Raw genomic sequence first — 17,610 nt, 5'->3', positions numbered from 1 at the left:
CGGGTCGGTTCGCCGGGTGAGTTGGCGGGCGTTACTCTCCCATCCATGCCTTATCTCGAACGCGACGGCGACGTATTCATCCTGTACCTCGGCAACGAGGGCGAAACGGACAACGAGAACCGCTTCGGCCCTGAGTGGATCGACGCTGTTCACAGCAAGTTGGACGAGATCGAAGCGCACGAGGGGCCCGCAGCCCTGGTGACGACGGCGACGGGCAAGTTCTACACGAACGGCCTGGACACGACGTGGATCTTCGGCAATCTCGACGGTCTCCCCGGCTACCTGGACAAGGTCCACACCATCTACAGCCGTTTGCTGACCTTCCCGATGGCCACGGTCGCGGCCGTGCAGGGGCACGCGTTCGGCGCCGGCGCCATGCTCGCGTCCTCGCACGATTTCCAGATCATGCGCGCGGACCGCGGCTTCTACTGCCTGCCCGAGGTGGGACTGAACATGCCGTTCACTGTCGGGATGTCTGCACTGCTGAACAGTCGTCTGCCCAAGCAGACGGCAGTCGATGCCATGACGACGGGGCGTCGCTTCGGCGGTGCCGACGCACTTGCTGCGGGCATCGTGCAGGAAACGGTCGACGGAGACGGAGTGCTCGCCGCTGCTGTGGCCAAGGCGTCGGCACTGACGTCGACTCACGGCAAGAACTTGGCGGGAATCAAGGCAGGCATCCACCGCGATGCTCTTGCAGACCTCGCTCAGGTGACTGACAAGAGCAACTTCTCCTTCGGGTGAGACAATGATCGCGTGAACCAGAATGTCGACAGCGCAGTCAGGTCCGTAGAGGCCGATCTGATTGCGCTGTCGCATTCGATTCACAGCGACCCGGAACTCGCCTTCGAGGAGTTCCGCAGCGCTGCCAAAGTGTCGGACCTGCTGGCGCAGCACGGTTTCGCGGTCACTCACGGGATCGTCGATCTGCCGACGGCCTTCGATGCCACCTACGGCAGCGGAGAGTTGGTCATCGCGATCTGCGCCGAGTACGACGCGTTGCCCGAGATCGGTCATGCCTGTGGGCACAACATCATTGCCGCCGCCGCGGTCGGGGCCGGCATCGCGTTGGCTACCGTGGCCGACGAACTGGGGATCACCGTCCGAGTGATCGGTACTCCGGCGGAGGAAACCGGTGGCGGCAAGGTCCTGATGCTCGAGCGTGGTGCCTTCGACGGCGTCGGCGCTGCCATGATGGTTCATCCAGGGCCGATCGACATCATCGGTGCGACCTCGCTGGCCTTGGCGGACATCGCCGTGAGTTATCACGGTCGCGAGGCGCATGCGTCTGCTGCGCCGGAGTTCGGTCGTAACGCCGCCGACGCAGCGACGCTCGCTCAGGTGGCGGTCGGACTTTTGCGTCAGCACCTGCAGCCAGGTCAGCAGATTCACGGAATCGTCAGTGACGGCGGCACGGCTCCCAACATCGTTCCGGCTCGGTCCGAATTGCTCTACTACCTGCGTGCCGAAACGGCCGCGTCGTTGGCCAATCTGTCCGAGCGTGCCGACGCGTGCTTCGCCTCGGGTGCACTCGGCACTGGGTGCACCCACGAAATCCGCACGGTATCGCCTACTTACACCGAGCTGACCCCCGATCCGTGGCTGGCGGCGGCGTACCGTGAACAGATCGTCGATCTCGGGCGGGTGCCACTGGCAGCGGAATGGGAGCGCTCCCGTCCACTGGGTAGTACGGATATGGGTAATGTGACCAATGTGATTCCGGGAATTCACCCGGTCATAGGCTTGGATTCATCGGGGGCAGTGACACATCAGCCGGAGTTCGCGGCTGCGTGTATCACCACCTCCGCAGATCGAGCGGTAGTCGACGGTGCAAATGCGTTGGCCCGCACTGCTGTCCGGGTAGCGTCCGATCCAGAACAACGCGCCCGTCTGTTGGAAGGGGTAGATCGCCGGTGAACGCGGCAATCGACACGTGGATTCACGCGCACACCGACGACCTCGTCGCGTGGCGTCGACACATCCATGCCAACCCGGAGTTGGCTCGCCGCGAATACGCGACCACCGAATTCGTCGCCACCCGCCTCACTGCCGCTGGATTGTCGCCGAAGATCCTTCCCGGTGGCACCGGTCTCACGTGCGATATCGGACCGGAGGGTCCACGAATCGCACTGCGCGCCGACATGGACGCTTTGCCGATGCAGGAAGCGACCGGGGCGACGTACTCGTCCACGGTCCCCGGTGTGTCCCATGCGTGCGGCCACGACGCCCACACCACCATCTTGCTCGGCGCCGGACTGGCTCTGGCCACGCTGCCCGAACTTCCCGTCGGGGTTCGGCTGATATTCCAGCCCGCCGAGGAAGTCATGCCTGGCGGAGCACTCGACGTCATCGCCGCGGGCGCGCTCGACGGTGTGTCCAGAATCTTTGCTCTGCACTGCGATCCGCGACTCGAGGCAGGCCAGGTGGGAATGCGCCTGGGTGCGATCACCTCAGCTGCAGACACGATCGAGGTCGTCCTCGACTCTCCGGGTGGGCACACGTCGCGGCCGCATTTGACCACGGATCTGATCTACGCGCTCGGCACCGTCGTGACCGGGCTGCCGGGAATGCTCAGCCGTCGTATCGATCCGCGTACCGGAACCGTCATGGTGTGGGGCGCGGTCAGTGCAGGTCAGGCGCCCAACGCGATTCCGCAGACCGGCATGATGACGGGCACGGTACGTACCGGCGATCACGACACCTGGGAGTTGCTCGAACCGCTCGTGGAAGAAATCGTCCACGGACTGCTCGCACCCACCGGAGTTCGCTACCAACTCAACTATCGTCGCGGAGTGCCTCCGGTCGTCAACGACGAGGTGTCCACTCGGATGTTCGAGGACGCCATCGCGACCGTCGGACAAGATGCTTTGGCGGACACCCCGCAATCCGGTGGTGGCGAAGACTTTTCGTGGTACCTCGAAACCGTGCCGGGTGCCATGGCGCGGCTCGGCGTGTGGTCGGGTGAGGGCGATCAGCTCGACATCCACCAACCCACTTTCGATCTCGACGAGCGAGCACTCGGCGTCGGTGTGAAGGTTCTGACGAGCCTGGTTCTGGGATAGTTCCGGTTCCCGTCGGGGGTACCGTTTTTCGTGTCGTTCGAGTGAAGGTACGGGCATGTCCATAGGTGTGGGAGTGCGAATCGGCACATTGGTGTCGACGGCTGTCGTTGCGTCGAACGATCCGGGTTCGGCCGATCCGGTGGTATTGGTTCGGGACACGATCCTCAATCAACGCAAGGACGGAACGACGGTGCTCGGTGGCACCGAGCAACTGGGTGCCGGCCGTGAGTTCGCCGAGAGCTGGTCGGGCTTTGTCGGTCGCGTCGGGGACCCGAGTGGCGTCGCGGGAACTGCCGATACTCGTTACCGCGCCGAGGATTTGGTGGCGACCTCGATTCGCTGTCTGTTGCAGGAATGCGAGCCGCTGCCCGATCGTGGTGGTCGAAGCGGGGGAGCGCCCGACATCGTCGCGACCTACCCGTCACGCTGGGACTCGTCGACAGCGGCACTCATGCAGGATTCGCTGGTCTACGCGGGCCTCGAACGGGTCACACTCGTCTCGGATGCCGAGGCCGTGTCGGCGTGGTTCGAGTCGGAAATCGCGGCACTCGCCGGCACGCTCATCGGCATCTATCACGTGGACGACACCGGGGCAGCGGTCACCCTCGTGCGTTCTGGTGTCGCGGCCGGCCGTGCATTCGGCTTTGCCGGCGACGGGAGTTCGCCGAGTTCACGCCTCGCGACGGCTCTGGGTGCGTTCGGTTGGATGCCGGAGAACCTGGACGCCGTAGTCGTCACCGGTGACGGAGAACCGGCGACAGACAAAGCGGCCATGATGTCCATAGCGGCCGGAATCGCCGAAAAGCTCGGTGTCAGATGTGAACTCGGTCCCGGACCTGAGCAGTCGGCTGCGCTGGGAGCCGCAATTCTGGCTGCCGGATTCACCTCGACGTCGCACACTATCGTGCCGATCGGATTGCCGCCTTCACACGACGTGACCGAGGTGTTCGACACCCTGGGACGCGAGAAGGTGGCGGCAGAAACCGCTGCCGGGGTGGCGACCGCCGAGCCGGAAACTGCAGTTGTCGCAGGCGAATCGGAGTCGCGCGGTTCCAAGCGTGTGCTCATCGGCGTGACGGTTGTGGTGGTGCTCGCAGCACTGGCAGTGCTCGCGTATTTCCTGCTGCTTTGAGCAGGACAGCTATCTAATCGGTAACACCGTTACCCGGACCGACATTGCGGCTGTTTCTCGTCCGCAACTCTCGTACGTACTCGGCCGGCGCTCCGGCAATCTCGGCGGCGTCGGCCATCACGCCGATGTAGCGGGCCGACGGCAGTCCGCCTTCGTACGCATCCATGACGTAGAGCCACGCAAGTACCGCGTCGCCGGCGGTGTCGACCCGCACGCGGATCTTGCGGTGCAGACCCAGTTCGGCACCTTCCCAGCGGTCCAGACTCACTTCGTCCTCTTCCGGGACGTCGTAGAGCACCACGAAAACACTGGAATCGGGATCTTCGACCACGGTGGCGAGAGCACCCTCCCAGCCGAGGTCCTCGCCGCTGAAGGTCAGGCGCCAGCCTCGCAGCCACCCTGTCCCGGACATGGGGGAGTGTGGGCAGCGCAACAACATCTGCTCGGGATGCATGTTGGAACCGTAGGCGGCATAAATCGACACGGGCGCAAGCCTAAACCGTGGTCCGAGGGTGTGGCGAAGCGGACCACCGGACGCAAGTAATCTGGTACAAGCACTGCGCGACACGTGGTGCTCGAATAGCGTGACACTGGTCGACGGGAGACCCCTGCCGGCCACGCGAGGACTTGGAGGACACATGACCCGGATCGTGATCATCGGTGGCGGACCCGCCGGCTACGAGGCGGCACTGGTAGCCGCGCAGCACGGGGCCACGGTCACCCTGGTCGATTCGGACGGCGTCGGCGGTGCGTGTGTGCTGTTCGACTGTGTCCCGTCGAAGACGTTCATCGCGTCCACCGGAATCCGCACCGACATGCGTCGTGCATCCGACCTCGGCATCACTCTGGATCCGGAGCAGGCTTCGGTGTCACTGCCGAAGATCCACTCCCGAGTCAAGAGTCTCGCGTTGTCCCAGTCCTCGGACATTCGCGCACGGTTGCAGACGGTAGGCGTCGAGGTTCTCTCCGGCACCGCCGAACTGACCGATCCACTCCTCGGCATGGCGGCACACCAGGTTCGCGCGACGCTCGGAAGCGGCGAGCAGAAGACCATCGACGCAGACGTCGTGTTGATCGCCACCGGCGCCAGCCCCCGCATCATCCCGGGAGCCGAGCCCGACGGTGAGCGAATCATGACGTGGCGCCAGCTCTACGACTTGGACGAGCTTCCCGAGCACCTGGTCGTGGTCGGTTCCGGTGTCACCGGTGCCGAGTTCGTCTCCGCGTACACCGAGATGGGCGTCAAGGTCACGCTCGTGTCCAGTCGCGACCGTGTTCTGCCCGGCGAGGATGCCGATGCGGCGCTCGTGCTCGAGGACGCCCTCGCCGAGCGCGGTGTCACCCTCGTCAAGCACGCCCGCGCGGACGCCGTCGAGCGCACCGAGAAGGGCATCGTCGTCAAGCTCTCCGACGGCCGCACGGTCGAAGGAAGCCACGCTTTGATGACCGTCGGTTCCGTCCCCAACACCAACGGTCTCGGCCTGGAGCGGGTCGGCATCGAGTTGGACAAGGGTGGATACCTGCGTGTCGACCGGGTCTCGCGCACCACGGTTTCCGGTATCTACGCCGCCGGTGACTGCACCGGACTGCTCCCGCTCGCGTCGGTGGCTGCGATGCAGGGACGTATCGCGATGTACCACGCACTGGGTGAAGGCGTCAGCCCGATCAAGCTGAAGACCGTCGCGTCGGCCGTCTTCACACGCCCCGAAATTGCAACGGTGGGTGTTTCGCAGGCAGCGATCGACAACGGAGAGGTGCCTGCGCGCACCGTCATGTTGCCGCTCAACACCAACCCGCGCGCCAAGATGTCCGGTTTGCGTCGCGGATTCGTGAAGATTTTCTGCCGCCCGGCTACCGGCGTGGTCATCGGCGGTGTTGTGGTCGCACCCACTGCTTCGGAACTGATCCTGCCGATCGCGATCGCCGTACAGAACAACCTGACGGTCAACGACCTGGCGCAGACGTTCTCGGTGTACCCGTCGCTGACCGGATCGATCACCGAGGCTGCTCGTCAGCTCATGCGTCACGACGACCTGGACTGACAACCGACCAGAGTCTTCTTACAATGTGGGAACTCTGTTTCACATACTGAAGTATTGGTGGGATAGTCGAGATACCGACCGAATCAAGGGTCGGTATCTCGGCGCTCTCCCGCCCCGTTGACCCAGGACGGCTCAGGGTGTTTTCCTCTGACCTTCATTCTGCGTGCCTGGGAGCTTCATATGACACACGCCGCGCTGTCCGCTCGCATGGACGGACTCCGTAGTTCTGCAATTCGCGATCTGCTCACCCTGACTGCCCGGCCCGACGTCATCAGCTTGGCCGGCGGACTGCCCGATCCCGATTTCATTCCGCGGGAGCGAATCTCGAAGGCAGCCCACGACGCACTCGGTGACCCCTCGTCCGTTCAGTACGGCGAGACGTCAGGCCTGCGGCGCCTCCGTGAGGTGATCGCCGAGCGCGAATCATCCAAGATCGGGCGGACACTCGACGTGTCCGAAGTCGTGATCACCCACGGTTCTCAGCAAGGTTTGAGCTTGCTCGCGCAGGTCCTCCTCGACGCCGGTGACGTCGTGGTCGTGGAGGAACCGGCATATACCGGTGCGCTGCAGGTCTTTCGAACGGCGCAGGCCCGTCTCGTTCCCGTCCAGCTGGACGAGCACGGAATGGACACCGACGCGCTCGAAGCGAAACTCGACGCCGGTCTTCGGCCCAAAGTTGTTCACACCGTAAGCAATTTCCATAACCCACGCGGCGCGGTGCTTTCGGCGCAGCGGCGAGCGCACTTGGCGGCACTGGCGGACCGATACGGGTTCTGGGTTCTCGAGGACGACCCGTACGGCGAACTGTACTTCGGCGAGAAACCGCCCGCACCGCTGGCGGCGTTGTCGGACAGGGTGATTCGGCTGTCCAGTGCTTCCAAAGTGTTGGCACCGGCGCTGCGCGTCGGCTGGCTGCACGGCGACCGAAAGGTCTGCGAGGCGGTCGAACTGATCAAGCAAGGCGCTGACTTGTGCGGGTCTTCGCTCACCCAGCAGATCGCCGCAGACCTCTTCTCCGACGTCGAATGGTTCGACGCGCATCTCGACGTGCTTCGAGCGGGGTACGGCGCGAGGGCGAAGGCGTTGGTCACGGCCGCCGAGACGGAATTGAGTGGGCGTGCACGCTTTTCCGAGGTCCGCGGCGGGATGTTCTGTTGGATGGATTTCCTCGACGACGTCGACACCACCGAACTCCTGGGTGCCGCGCTCGCGCATGGCGTGGCATTTGTCCCAGGTTCGGCCTTCGGGGTCGAAGCGGACCTTGGTCGAAGCGCTCGACTGTGTTTCGCGACGTATCCCGAAGCGGTGCTGGTCGACGCCGTCGGCAGGCTCCGGGACAGTGTCACCGCAGGTACAGCCTGACTTTGTCGATAGTGTTGCGGAGCAGATCGATCTCCGTACCGGACGGCGGGGTGGTGACGGTGACGTGGTCGGCGACGGCCAGATCCCATCCCGTCGCCTCTCGCACCTGATCGACCGAGATGCCTTCGTGGACACTGGTCAGCTCCAACTCGCCGCCGGGGCCCTGGTGTGTCAGGACACCGAGGTTGGTGAACACCTTTGTCACTCCTGCACCTGCCGGCATGATGCCCTTTCCGCTGGCGTGGGCGCGGGCGGGGCTGGGTGAGGTGCAGAAGTCGAGCTCGGCCGGAAAGGAACTGAGGTCGTGGCGACGCATCACGACGAAGATCTCGGCGGCGTTCGCGATGATCTCGACGGCCCCGCCTGCTCCGGGCAGTCTGACCGTCGGGTTCTTCCAGTCACCGATGAAACTTGTGTTCAGGCTTCCCGTTCGATCGATTTGAGCGGCCCCGAGAAAACCGACGTCGACGTTGCCACCTTGCAGGACATAACCGAAGAGTGCGGCCATACTGAGTACGGATTCGGCGCCGGAGACCACGACGGAGTCGGCGATACCTTCGGCCATCGCCGACGGATGCGCGCCGCACACTCCGGATTCGTAGATCAGTTCTACGTCCGGGTTCGACGTGTGGCGCGCGAGATCGACTGCGAGCGTGGGGAGCCCGACTCCGGCGAAGACCCGGCGCTTACCCGCCAACTCGCGTGCCGCGACGGCGACGATCGTTTCGGTGGAGGTGGTGTTACCGCTGACAATCGTGGTGGTCACAGTCTGCTCCCGTAGTCGACAGGTGTGGAGAGTTTTGATCCGACCTCGAGATCCGACCAGTAGTCAGCTCCGAGCTTGGCGAGATATTCGTCGTGATCGCCGAGTGTGTACACCCATTCGTCGAGCCAATTTCTCAGCAACGAAGGGTCTTTGGAAATCTCGGTCCAGCGTCGGTAGAAGCCGCAATCGCGGTCGTAGTATCCCTGTGCGTACGACGGGTGCGCGCCGCGCGGGCAGACGACAACCGCGTCGACTGCATGCGAGGGAATCAGAGTTCGGCTCGGATCTGACCTGATGACCTCGTCGTCGACCAGCTCTTCCACAACGACGATCGCCTTCTTCGCGGCGTAAACGGCTTCTTGCTGCACCCCGGCGATGCCCCAGATCTGTGCGTTCCCGGACGTGTCCGCTCGCTGTGCGCCGATGATCGTCACATCCGGATTCAACGGCGGCACAACGTAGACGCTCCCGCCGCCGTACGGATCCTCGACGAGTCGCAGTTGTGGGTTGAGTGCGGGTAGATCACTACCGGCGTACGACCGCAGCGGGAAGAAGGGAAGCCTGGCCGCTCCCGCCTGATACCGGCACACCATGCCGTAATGACTGTATTCCTCGACTTCGAGGGGGAGCGGGTCCTGGTTCTCGATGCGTCTGCGTAACTCGTACAGAGAACCTGCGGAGCCGCTGGCGAAGAACGAGGCAACCAGCTTTCGGACGCAGCCGGCGGCGACGAGTTGATCGGAAACGATGTCCGGCGTCATCCGGCAGAGGGTGAGGTCCTTTCTGCCCTGCCGGATGATCTCGTGTGCCGCGGCAAAAGGAATGAGATGCGAAAATCCCTCCAGCGCAACGGTCATCCCGTCTTCGACGTATCGGCCGACGGCCTCTTTCATCGAGAGGGTCTTGTCCACGTGTGTACCTCTTCTTGTTCTTTCGCGCACTCGGTCGGTTTCGGAACTTGACATGTTCGGCCGGTGTGGCGCAACAATGTCGGGTGGAAATTCATCAGATCAACGCTTTTCTCGCGGTGGCTGAGGAGCTACATTTCGGCCGTGCGGCGCAGCGGCTTCGGATTGCGCAACCGCCGCTGAGTCGAACGATCAGGCAATTCGAGAAACAGCTCGGTTCGCCGTTGTTCGATCGGAGCACTCGAACTGTGCGGCTCACTGCTGCCGGTGAAGCGCTGCTGCTTCCGGCGCGCGAGATTCTGGACGCGTGCCGGATGGCCGAGATCGCGGTGTCTGCGGCAGGCAAGGGAACGACAGGTCGCGTTCGCCTGGGTTTCGCGGGGACTTCTTCGCATCTGCTCGTCGGGCGGTGGGCGAAATTGGTGAGAAAGACGAATCCCGGTATCGAATTCGTGCTCGACAGTTCCGCTTTCGCGAACGAGGCGTTGTTGATGCTGCTCGATCGACGACTCGACATCGGGATGGTGCGGTGGACCGTACCGCCGCTCGGGATCACGTCGAGATTGATCGCCGAGGAGAACTTTCTGGTGGCCATGTCCAAAGACCACCCGTTGGCGTCGAGGGACTCGGTTCGGTTGATCGAATTGGAGTCCGAGAATTGGGTGACGCTTCCGGCGGAGCCAGGTTCGATTCTGCGGGAGTCTCTGCTCACTGCCTCGAAGAACGCAGGGTTCCTGGCTCGAATCGTGCAGACGGCACCGGATTCGATGTCGTTGATCGCGCTGGTGTCCGCGGAAATCGGATGCTCGTTGACCATTTCCTCGGTGGCCCAGAGCATCGTGAATCCTGATGTTGTCTTTGTTCCGGTCATGGACCCACCTCCTCCTCTTCAACTGCGTATCGCCTGGCGAGAGGGAGACGACAGACCTGCTCTTCTCGAAGTGTTGAAATTGTCCGAGCAGGCGCTGCCGTCCCTGGCCTAGACGGTTGCCCGACCGGTAGGAATCTCACCCGCTTCGGACTTCGGCGAGTTCGCAATATCGACAAGAGTGTTTTCGAGTTCGAGTTCGTCGTAGTCCGCTTGTTCGGCCGTCGAGAGTTCGCCCGCGTTGTAGCCGGTACGTCGGAGCAGGAGCAGGGTGCAGATCAGTGAGACAAGGGCGTACAGCCCGGATACGATCGCGACCCCGACGATATTGCCTGACGTGTTGAGCATCCACTGCGCCAGTACGGGAGTTCCGCCGCCGACGACAAGGGAACACAGCTGGTACGCCGTCGACAGACCGGTGTAACGGATGTTGGCGGGGAAGGCCCGAGCGAGAACGCCGGCGATGGCGCCGTAGAACATCGAGTGCGGGATCGTGGCCAGACACATTGCGACGACTGCAATGGTGAAGTTCCCGGTTCGGATCGCGAAGAACATCGCGGGCATGAGAACGAACTCCGGTATCACCATCAGACACATGGCTTTTCGCATGTCGATCTTGGAGACCAGGACGGCACCGAAAGGTTGGACGATGAACTGCACGACGAGCGCGATCGCGATGGCGGCCAGGAACGTTCCTCGATCGTATCCGAGTTCTTTTGTAGCCCAGGACAATGCGAAGGTGTTCTTGAAATAGGTGACCTGGGCGAGGGGGAGTGCGCCGGCGCCGAGGAGAACCAGTACCCAGTGCTTGCGCAAGACTTCGGCGAGCGGAAGCTTGACGACCTTCTTGCGTGCGAGAACGGCCTTCATCTCGTCCGACTCTTCGAGTTTGAGGCGAATGATCATCCCGAGAATGACCAGCACCGCCGAGATGATGAACGGGATGCGCCATCCGTACAGGAGGAACGACGGCGTCGGCATCGAGGACAGAAGGAAGAACGCGATGGTGGCCAACAGATTTCCGGCGGGTGAGCCCTGTTGGGCGAACGCAGAGTAGAGGATGCTCTTGCCCTTCGGTGCATTCTCGCTGGCAATGAGCACTGCGCCGCCCCACTCGCCACCGACCGCGACTCCTTGGATGACGCGAAGGGTGACCAGACCGATCGGCGCCCAGATCCCGACCTGTGCGTAGGTGGGGAGGAGCCCGATGCCTACCGTGGCGACACCCATCATCATCAAGGTGATGACGAGAGTGTTCTTGCGTCCGATCCGGTCGCCGAGGTGACCGAAGATGATCCCGCCGATCGGCCTGGCGAGGAAGCCTGCCCAGAGTGTGATGAAGGCGAGGAGAGTGCCGACTCCGTTCGGGAGAGTGTCGGAGAAGAAGATGTCGCCGAATACCAGGGCAGCGGCAGTGCCGTAGATGTAGAAGTCGTACCACTCGATAGTGGTTCCGATGAACGAAGCGATACCGGCTCTTCGCGCCTTGGCGTTGATCTCCTCGGAACTGCGAGTGGGTGAACTCATGCGTGGCGACCTTTCTCTGCAACATTCGCGGCGCCGAAACGTGGCGTGCCTGAATGAGATTCGCAGAGTGGTGTAGGTCACGTCCAATACCAACTTGGTCGCCTATTGATACCTCAGGAGTATCAATAGGCGACCATGATCAGCTCTTCCGGTATGGAAGGATCGGGGTGATTACTCGGACCAGTTGTACGTCCGCTCGACGGCCTTGTTCCACTCCGCGTACAGCCGTGACCTTTCGGACTCGTCCATCGCCGGTTCCCAGGTTTGGCCGACGGCCCAGTTGTTGCGGATGTCTTCGGTGTCGGCCCAATAACCGATGGCGAGGCCCGCTGCGTATGCAGCACCGAGAGCTGTCGTTTCGTTGACCACCGGGCGGATGACGGGAACTCCGAGGATGTCCGACTGGAACTGCATCAGGGTTTCGTTGACCACCATGCCGCCGTCGACCTTCAGTGCGGACAGTTCGACTCCCGAATCCGCTCGCATGGCGTCGATGACCTCGCGGGTCTGGTATGCCGTCGCCTCGAGCGCTGCGCGGGCCAGGTGTCCCTTGTTGACGAAGCGCGTCAGACCGACGATGACACCCCGGGCATCCGGTCGCCACCGAGGTGCGAACAGCCCGGAGAACGCGGGCACGAAGTAGGCGCCGCCGTTGTCATCGACACTTGCGGCGAGCGGCTCGATGTCCTTGGCGTTCTGAATGATTCCGAGATTGTCTCGAAGCCACTGGACCAAGGAACCCGTCACGGCGACGGAACCTTCGAGTGCGTAGACGGCAGGGGCTTCGCCGAGTTTGTAGCAGACGGTCGTCAGTAGTCCGTGCTTGCTGTGCACCGGCTTCGTGCCAGTATTGAGAAGCATGAAATTGCCGGTGCCGTAGGTGTTCTTGGCTTCACCCTCGGAGAGGCAGGCCTGGCCGAATGTGGCTGCCTGCTGGTCACCGAGGATTCCGGCGACCGGCACACCGGCGAGATTGCCGCGTGGACGTCCTGTGCCGTAGACCTCTGAGGAACTACGGATTTCCGGGAGCATCGACATCGGGATTCCGAAGTCCGCACAGATCGATTCGTCCCACTGGAGGGTCTCGAGATCCATCAGCATCGTGCGTGACGCATTGGTGACATCTGTCACGTGGACGCCCTCGGTCAGGTTCCACACGATCCACGTGTCGACAGTGCCGAAGCACAATTCGCCGGCCTCCGCTTTTGCTTTCGCACCGTCGACGTTGTCGAGAATCCAGCGGATCTTCGGCCCAGCGAAGTAGGTCGAGAGTGGTAGTCCGGTCTTGTCTCGATACTTGTCCGGACCCTCGTCGCCGCCCAGTTCGACACACAGTTGATCCGTGCGCGTGTCCTGCCACACGATCGCGTTGTAGATCGGCTTACCCGTCGAACGCTCCCAAACGACGGTCGTCTCACGCTGATTCGTGATTCCGACGGCAGCGATGTCGGCCCGAGTGAGATCGACCTTCGCGAGAGCGCCGGCCACCACCTCCCGAGTGTTGATCCACAGCGCCACCGGATCGTGCTCGACCCAACCTGCTCGCGGGAAAATCTGCTCGTGTTCTTTCTGCGCAACGCTCACCACGGCGCCGTCGTGATCGAAGATCATGCAGCGGCTCGACGTCGTGCCTTGGTCGATGGCGGCGATGTATTGATTCACTGTGCTCCTAGGTTCGGGCGTGTTCGCAGTAATCCGTGCGCTGTCGCAGTATGTGGATCAAGCTACTAGCCTGTAAACGGATTCGTCGTCGACTTACAGGAGACCGGGTTGAGTAAGCAGCAAGGTGCGCAGTTTCTCGGCCCGCAGCAGCGCGAAGCTGCTTGGGAACAACTTCAGACCGAGCAATTCGACGTCGTCGTGGTGGGCGGCGGTGTTGTCGGTGTCGGAGCGGCCCTCGATGCGGCCACCCGCGGGCTCAAGGTTGCGTTGGTCGAGGCCCGTGACTACGCATCCGGCACGTCCAGTCGTTCGTCGAAGATGTTCCACGGCGGTCTCCGCTATCTCGAGCAACTCGAATTCGGCCTCGTTCGTGAGGCGTTGCGTGAGCGCGAACTCTCGCTGACCACGCTCGCTCCGCACCTGGTCAAGCCGCTGAAGTTTCTGTTCCCCTTGGCTCACCGAGTGTGGGAACGCCCGTACATGGCCGCGGGAATCTTCCTCTACGACCGGATGGGCGGCGCCAAATCGGTCCCCTCCCAGAAGCACTTGACGCGGGCGGGCGCACTGCGCATGTCGCCGAGCCTCAAGCGCAGTTCACTGACCGGTGGCATCCAGTACTACGACACCGTCGTCGACGACGCTCGGCACACCATGACCGTTGCACGGACCGCCGCCCACTACGGCGCGGTCGTCCGAACATCGACGCAGGTCGTGGGATTTCTGCGTGAAGCGGACCGGGTCTCGGGAGTTCGTGTTCGCGACTGCGAAGACGGCCGTACCGCGGAGGTCAAGGGTCACGTCGTCATCAATGCAACCGGTGTCTGGACGGACGAAATCCAGGCCCTCTCACGTCAGCGCGGACGGTTCCGGGTGCGAGCGTCGAAGGGCGTACACATCGTCGTCCCGCGCGATCGCATCGTCAGTGAAGCCGCCATCATCCTGCGTACCGAGAAGTCGGTGCTGTTCGTCATTCCGTGGGGCAGTCACTGGATCATCGGCACCACGGACACCGACTGGAACTTGGATCTCGCTCACCCAGCGGCAACCAAAGCAGATATCGACTACATCCTCGGCCACGTGAACTCCGTTCTGGTCACGCCGCTGACGCACGCCGACATCGACGGTGTCTACGCAGGCCTGCGTCCGCTGCTTGCTGGTGAGAGCGACGAGACGTCGAAGCTCTCGCGCGAGCACGCCGTTGCCCGTGTGGCTCCAGGCCTGGTCGCCATCGCCGGTGGAAAGTACACGACGTATCGGGTCATGGCGGAAGACGCCGTCGATGTCGCAGCAGAAGACATTCCGGCGCGAGTGGCGTCGTCGATCACGGAGAAGGTGCCGCTCGTCGGCGCCGACGGATACTTCGCGTTGATCAATCAGACTGTGCAACTGGGCGAGCAGTACGGCTTGCATCCGTATCGCGTCAAGCACTTGCTCGACCGCTACGGTTCACTCATCACGGAGGTCCTCGAACTCGGCCGACAGACGCCGGAGTTGTTGCAGCCCATCACAGATGCCCCCGATTACCTTCAGGTCGAGGCTGTGTACGCCGCCGCGGCCGAGGGTGCATTGCACCTCGACGACATCCTGGCTCGTCGCATGCGCATCGCAATCGAGTACCCGCATCGTGGTGTCAACTGTGCGCAACAGGTCGCCGGATTGGTTGCTCCGATTCTCGGTTGGGATGCCGCCACCGTCGAGCGCGAGGTCGACACGTACCGAGCGCGCGTCGAAGCGGAGATCGAGTCGCAGACCCAGCCGGACGACGAGTCGGCCGACGCCTTGCGCGCCGCAGCGCCGGAGTCTCGGGCCGAGATCCTCGAACCCGTCGTCGTGGTGCCGGATCGGGTCTGAGTCGCCCGTCGTTTGTTCTCGGTCTGTCGCGGGTAGGCGGATGTCGAATCACCACCCGTGTCAGCACAGACCGGTCGAGCGTCGCCCAGGAGGATCCCAATGTTCGGTAGTCGGTCGAGATCTGCTGAGGAACACATAGCCACTGCCTATCTGGTCACTCACCTGTGCGGAGCGATGGTAGGGCTGCAACTCTCGCGGTCGCTCTCGGACTCGTACGGCGCGTGGGCCGACGGTGAGCTGGACTCGTTGCCGGGTGAGCTCGAGTACGAGATCGAGCAGCTGCTGCAACTGATCGAGGACACCCAGGGCATATCTCTGCCGCGGTACTCCAAGATCGACGCGACGGTCAATCGGATCAGGCGCCTCGTCCATGTCGACGCCATCTGGCGCAACCGTCTCGTGAAGCTGGCAACTCTCGAGATCATGCGGACCGCTCTGTGCGGCAAGAGTGCGATGTGGGAAGTCCTGAGAGACATTCCGGCCGGGGAGACGGAGGAGCAGTACCGCGAGCTCAACGACCTGGTGTCCAAGCAGATCACCACCGTCACGGCTCTGCATCACCGCGCGGCCACGGAAGCTTTTCAGGGGACGGACGGGCGGGAATCGGCGAGCGGCGGCGACCCCATCCGCTCGAGTAAGTAAGGTTTGTACCGTTCGGTGAAGAATTCGATGAACGGTAGACCCCGAGGTGTATGGAGATGGCTGAGCGCGACCAAGCACTGACAGAACCCACGGCAGTGTTCGCGGCGTTGGCGGAGATCCTCTACTCCGCCGCAGACAGCGCCGAGGTGTACTCCGCGATCTGTTCGGCGGCTGTCGAGTTGATTCCCGGTTGCGATCACGCAAGCCTGATGCTGCGACGGGGAAACACCAACGTCACGGTAGCGGCAAGCGATGAGATCGCCGAGCATGCAGACGATCTCGAACGTGCGACTGGTGAGGGGCCGTGCATCGACGCCCTCGACACGGAGGCGCCGCAGCTCGAGTCAGATCTTCGCACTCCGAATCAGTGGCCCGAGTTCGCTCGGAAAGTAGTGGCAGAGACATCCATTCGTGGCTCGATGGGGTTCCGACTGATGGTCGATCGTCAGAAGTTCGGTGCCCTCAACCTCTTCTCCGACACTCCGGGAGCATTCACGGAAACTGTTGCCGACCACGCGATCATGTTGGCATCGTTTGCATCCGTGGCCGTCACCGCACTGAACCGAGGAGAGGATGCCGACTCGCTGCGGCGAGGCCTGGCGAGCAGTCGCGAAATCGGTCAGGCCGTCGGTCTGCTGATGGCATTGCATCGGGTGTCCGACGACGAGGCCTTCGACATTCTGGTGCGAACCTCGCAGAACATGAACGTCAAGATCGCCGAGTTGGCGCGCAAGGTCATCGTCCAGCATCGTTCGACTCTGGACTGAGCGCTTCGTTCGTCCCGGGAGAGCCGAGGAGTTGAGATCGCTTGCGATCCACCGTCTCTCGAAGAGCTGTCACCACCGCTGCGACTTCCGGGCGGCGCAAGGATTCAGAACGAGCCACCAACCAGTACGAAAGTCTGACTTCGATGTGAGCGGGCAGCACGCGAATCAGATCGTCGTGCTGCTCAGCCATGAAGCAGGGGAGCAGGCCGATGCCGGCACCCGCGCGCGTTGCCTCGATGTGGACGAACACGTTGGTGGACGTGACGGCCTCGCGCATGGAAACCGTGAGCTTGCGGGCCAAGTCGAGTTCGTCGACCTGCAGCATCGAGTCGATGAAATACACGAGCGAGTGTTCGGCCAGATCTTCGGCACTTTCGGGAACTGCATTCTGACGTAGATACTCTCGGGAGGCGTACAAACCCAGCGCGTAGTCGGCCAGATGGACGGCCTCGGCGCGGTGAACTTGAGGTTTGCCGACAACAACCTCGATGTCGAGCCCCGAGCGTATCTGCGACGCCTTTCTGGTCGCGACGACTATCTCCACGCTCACGCGAGGATGGCGTCTGCGAACCGCTGCGCCGGCGGGGGCCGCGATGTATGCGCTGAAGCCGTCGGTGGCCGAGACCCGCACGACGCCGTCGAGTTGCTGCTGACCGGTGGAGTCGAGTGCCAGTTCGTTCACCGCGGCCTCGATGCGCTCGGCCGCGCTGAGGGCTTGTCTGCCCAGGTCGGTCAACTCCCAGCCGCCGGACGAGCGGACCAGTACACGGCCGCCGAGGCTCTTCTCGAGCGAGGCGATGCGGCGCGAAATGGTGGTGTGGTTGAGGCCCAGGTCGTCGGCGGCGGTGTTGAAGCGGCCGGTGCGACCGACCGCGAGAAGCACCAGTAGGTCGTCCGGGCTCAGTCCGAGTGTCATATCTGCATTTTTGCACCTGGATGGTGCGAGATTTGTCATTGTCGTGCCAAGAATCTGCACCGATACTCATCGAGTCACAAAAAATGTGCGAGCGGTCACATTCCT

General features: G+C 62.8%; 16 protein-coding genes. 10 read left to right on the top strand and 6 right to left on the bottom strand.

What is annotated here, in order from left to right:
* The first annotated feature begins 45 nt into the window (after positions 1 to 45).
* Genes RWT78_RS09330 through RWT78_RS09315 form a run of 4 tightly spaced genes read left to right on the top strand, consistent with a single transcriptional unit; the run spans position 46 to position 4,194 of the window.
* Entirely contained in the window at positions 46 to 744 is a 699-nt protein-coding gene (locus RWT78_RS09330) for an enoyl-CoA hydratase-related protein (RefSeq protein WP_047271754.1), read from the top strand.
* A 12-nt stretch (positions 745 to 756) separates the two neighbouring features.
* Positions 757 to 1,917 carry a M20 family metallopeptidase gene (locus RWT78_RS09325; RefSeq protein WP_314675452.1) on the top strand — a complete coding sequence of 387 codons (1,161 nt, stop codon included), beginning with the start codon at positions 757 to 759 and terminating at the stop codon, positions 1,915 to 1,917.
* Complete coding sequence (locus tag RWT78_RS09320; RefSeq protein ID WP_003940741.1) at positions 1,914 to 3,062, top strand: M20 family metallopeptidase; 1,149 nt, start codon at positions 1,914 to 1,916, stop codon at positions 3,060 to 3,062. The genes RWT78_RS09325 and RWT78_RS09320 overlap by 4 nt, the downstream gene beginning before the upstream one ends.
* A 55-nt stretch (positions 3,063 to 3,117) precedes the next feature.
* Complete coding sequence (locus tag RWT78_RS09315; protein ID WP_030535059.1) at positions 3,118 to 4,194, top strand: hypothetical protein; 1,077 nt, start codon at positions 3,118 to 3,120, stop codon at positions 4,192 to 4,194.
* Positions 4,195 to 4,207: 13 nt separating this feature from the next.
* Here the strand turns inward: RWT78_RS09315 and RWT78_RS09310 are convergent, their stop codons facing one another.
* Complete coding sequence (locus RWT78_RS09310; protein WP_003940753.1) at positions 4,208 to 4,678, bottom strand: gamma-glutamylcyclotransferase; 471 nt, start codon at positions 4,676 to 4,678, stop codon at positions 4,208 to 4,210.
* Between the two features lie 154 nt (positions 4,679 to 4,832).
* Between RWT78_RS09310 and RWT78_RS09305 the strand changes: the two genes are divergently transcribed.
* Entirely contained in the window at positions 4,833 to 6,236 is a 1,404-nt protein-coding gene (locus RWT78_RS09305) for an NAD(P)H-quinone dehydrogenase (protein ID WP_003940987.1), read from the top strand.
* Between the two features lie 180 nt (positions 6,237 to 6,416).
* Positions 6,417 to 7,598, top strand: coding sequence for a PLP-dependent aminotransferase family protein (locus RWT78_RS09300; RefSeq protein WP_314675451.1), 1,182 nt, complete (start codon positions 6,417 to 6,419; stop codon positions 7,596 to 7,598).
* Here the strand turns inward: RWT78_RS09300 and RWT78_RS09295 are convergent.
* The gene (locus tag RWT78_RS09295) at positions 7,579 to 8,364 is read right to left on the bottom strand and encodes a CoA-transferase subunit beta (protein WP_063316654.1); all 786 of its coding nucleotides are present in this window, start codon (positions 8,362 to 8,364) and stop codon (positions 7,579 to 7,581) included. The two genes, RWT78_RS09300 and RWT78_RS09295, sit on opposite strands and share 20 nt — an antisense overlap.
* Positions 8,361 to 9,275, bottom strand: coding sequence for a CoA transferase subunit A (locus RWT78_RS09290; protein ID WP_003940930.1), 915 nt, complete (start codon positions 9,273 to 9,275; stop codon positions 8,361 to 8,363). The genes RWT78_RS09295 and RWT78_RS09290 overlap by 4 nt, the downstream gene beginning before the upstream one ends.
* 83 nt (positions 9,276 to 9,358) lie before the next feature.
* On the opposite strand from RWT78_RS09290, the gene RWT78_RS09285 reads away from it, so the two are divergent.
* Positions 9,359 to 10,255, top strand: coding sequence for a LysR substrate-binding domain-containing protein (locus RWT78_RS09285; RefSeq protein WP_030535055.1), 897 nt, complete (start codon positions 9,359 to 9,361; stop codon positions 10,253 to 10,255).
* Here RWT78_RS09285 and RWT78_RS09280 read toward each other — a convergent pair.
* Positions 10,252 to 11,667: an MFS transporter gene (locus RWT78_RS09280; RefSeq protein WP_042449618.1), complete on the bottom strand. Its 1,416-nt coding sequence runs from the start codon at positions 11,665 to 11,667 to the stop codon at positions 10,252 to 10,254. The two genes, RWT78_RS09285 and RWT78_RS09280, sit on opposite strands and share 4 nt — an antisense overlap.
* A 171-nt stretch (positions 11,668 to 11,838) precedes the next feature.
* Positions 11,839 to 13,329, bottom strand: a complete 1,491-nt coding sequence (glpK, locus tag RWT78_RS09275) for a glycerol kinase GlpK (protein WP_042449616.1) — start codon at positions 13,327 to 13,329, stop codon at positions 11,839 to 11,841.
* Between the two features lie 108 nt (positions 13,330 to 13,437).
* On the opposite strand from glpK, the gene RWT78_RS09270 reads away from it, so the two are divergent.
* From RWT78_RS09270 to RWT78_RS09260, 3 genes are all read left to right on the top strand, one after another.
* Positions 13,438 to 15,180 carry a glycerol-3-phosphate dehydrogenase/oxidase gene (locus tag RWT78_RS09270; protein WP_003940825.1) on the top strand — a complete coding sequence of 581 codons (1,743 nt, stop codon included), beginning with the start codon at positions 13,438 to 13,440 and terminating at the stop codon, positions 15,178 to 15,180.
* 99 nt (positions 15,181 to 15,279) lie between these two features.
* Positions 15,280 to 15,822, top strand: coding sequence for a hypothetical protein (locus tag RWT78_RS09265; RefSeq protein ID WP_003940921.1), 543 nt, complete (start codon positions 15,280 to 15,282; stop codon positions 15,820 to 15,822).
* A gap of 50 nt (positions 15,823 to 15,872) precedes the next feature.
* Positions 15,873 to 16,589 (top strand): GAF and ANTAR domain-containing protein, encoded by a 717-nt coding sequence (locus RWT78_RS09260; protein WP_314675450.1) that lies wholly within the window; start codon positions 15,873 to 15,875, stop codon positions 16,587 to 16,589.
* Here the strand turns inward: RWT78_RS09260 and RWT78_RS09255 are convergent.
* Positions 16,558 to 17,505 carry a LysR family transcriptional regulator gene (locus tag RWT78_RS09255; RefSeq protein WP_314675449.1) on the bottom strand — a complete coding sequence of 316 codons (948 nt, stop codon included), beginning with the start codon at positions 17,503 to 17,505 and terminating at the stop codon, positions 16,558 to 16,560. The two genes, RWT78_RS09260 and RWT78_RS09255, sit on opposite strands and share 32 nt — an antisense overlap.
* Between the last annotated feature and the right edge of the window lie 105 nt (positions 17,506 to 17,610).

Origin of the sequence: uncultured Rhodococcus sp., from assembly GCF_963525155.1 — a bacterium.
GTDB classification, from domain to species: Bacteria; Actinomycetota; Actinomycetes; order Mycobacteriales; family Mycobacteriaceae; genus Rhodococcus_F; species Rhodococcus_F qingshengii.
Note: the sequence above shows the minus strand (reverse complement) of the source record. Positions and strands in the feature narration are given on the sequence as shown.

What these genes read in the sequence shown, in the direction of transcription:
- RWT78_RS09330 (WP_047271754.1), top strand. Translation starts at nt 46, where the DNA reads ATGCCTTATCTCGAACGCGACGGCGACGTATTCATCCTGTACCTCGGC.
- RWT78_RS09315 (WP_030535059.1), top strand. Translation starts at nt 3,118, where the DNA reads ATGTCCATAGGTGTGGGAGTGCGAATCGGCACATTGGTGTCGACGGCT.
- RWT78_RS09305 (WP_003940987.1), top strand. Translation starts at nt 4,833, where the DNA reads ATGACCCGGATCGTGATCATCGGTGGCGGACCCGCCGGCTACGAGGCG.
- RWT78_RS09300 (WP_314675451.1), top strand. Translation starts at nt 6,417, where the DNA reads ATGACACACGCCGCGCTGTCCGCTCGCATGGACGGACTCCGTAGTTCT.
- RWT78_RS09280 (WP_042449618.1), bottom strand. Translation starts at nt 11,667, where the DNA reads ATGAGTTCACCCACTCGCAGTTCCGAGGAGATCAACGCCAAGGCGCGA.
- RWT78_RS09265 (WP_003940921.1), top strand. Translation starts at nt 15,280, where the DNA reads ATGTTCGGTAGTCGGTCGAGATCTGCTGAGGAACACATAGCCACTGCC.
- RWT78_RS09260 (WP_314675450.1), top strand. Translation starts at nt 15,873, where the DNA reads ATGGAGATGGCTGAGCGCGACCAAGCACTGACAGAACCCACGGCAGTG.
- RWT78_RS09255 (WP_314675449.1), bottom strand. Translation starts at nt 17,505, where the DNA reads ATGACACTCGGACTGAGCCCGGACGACCTACTGGTGCTTCTCGCGGTC.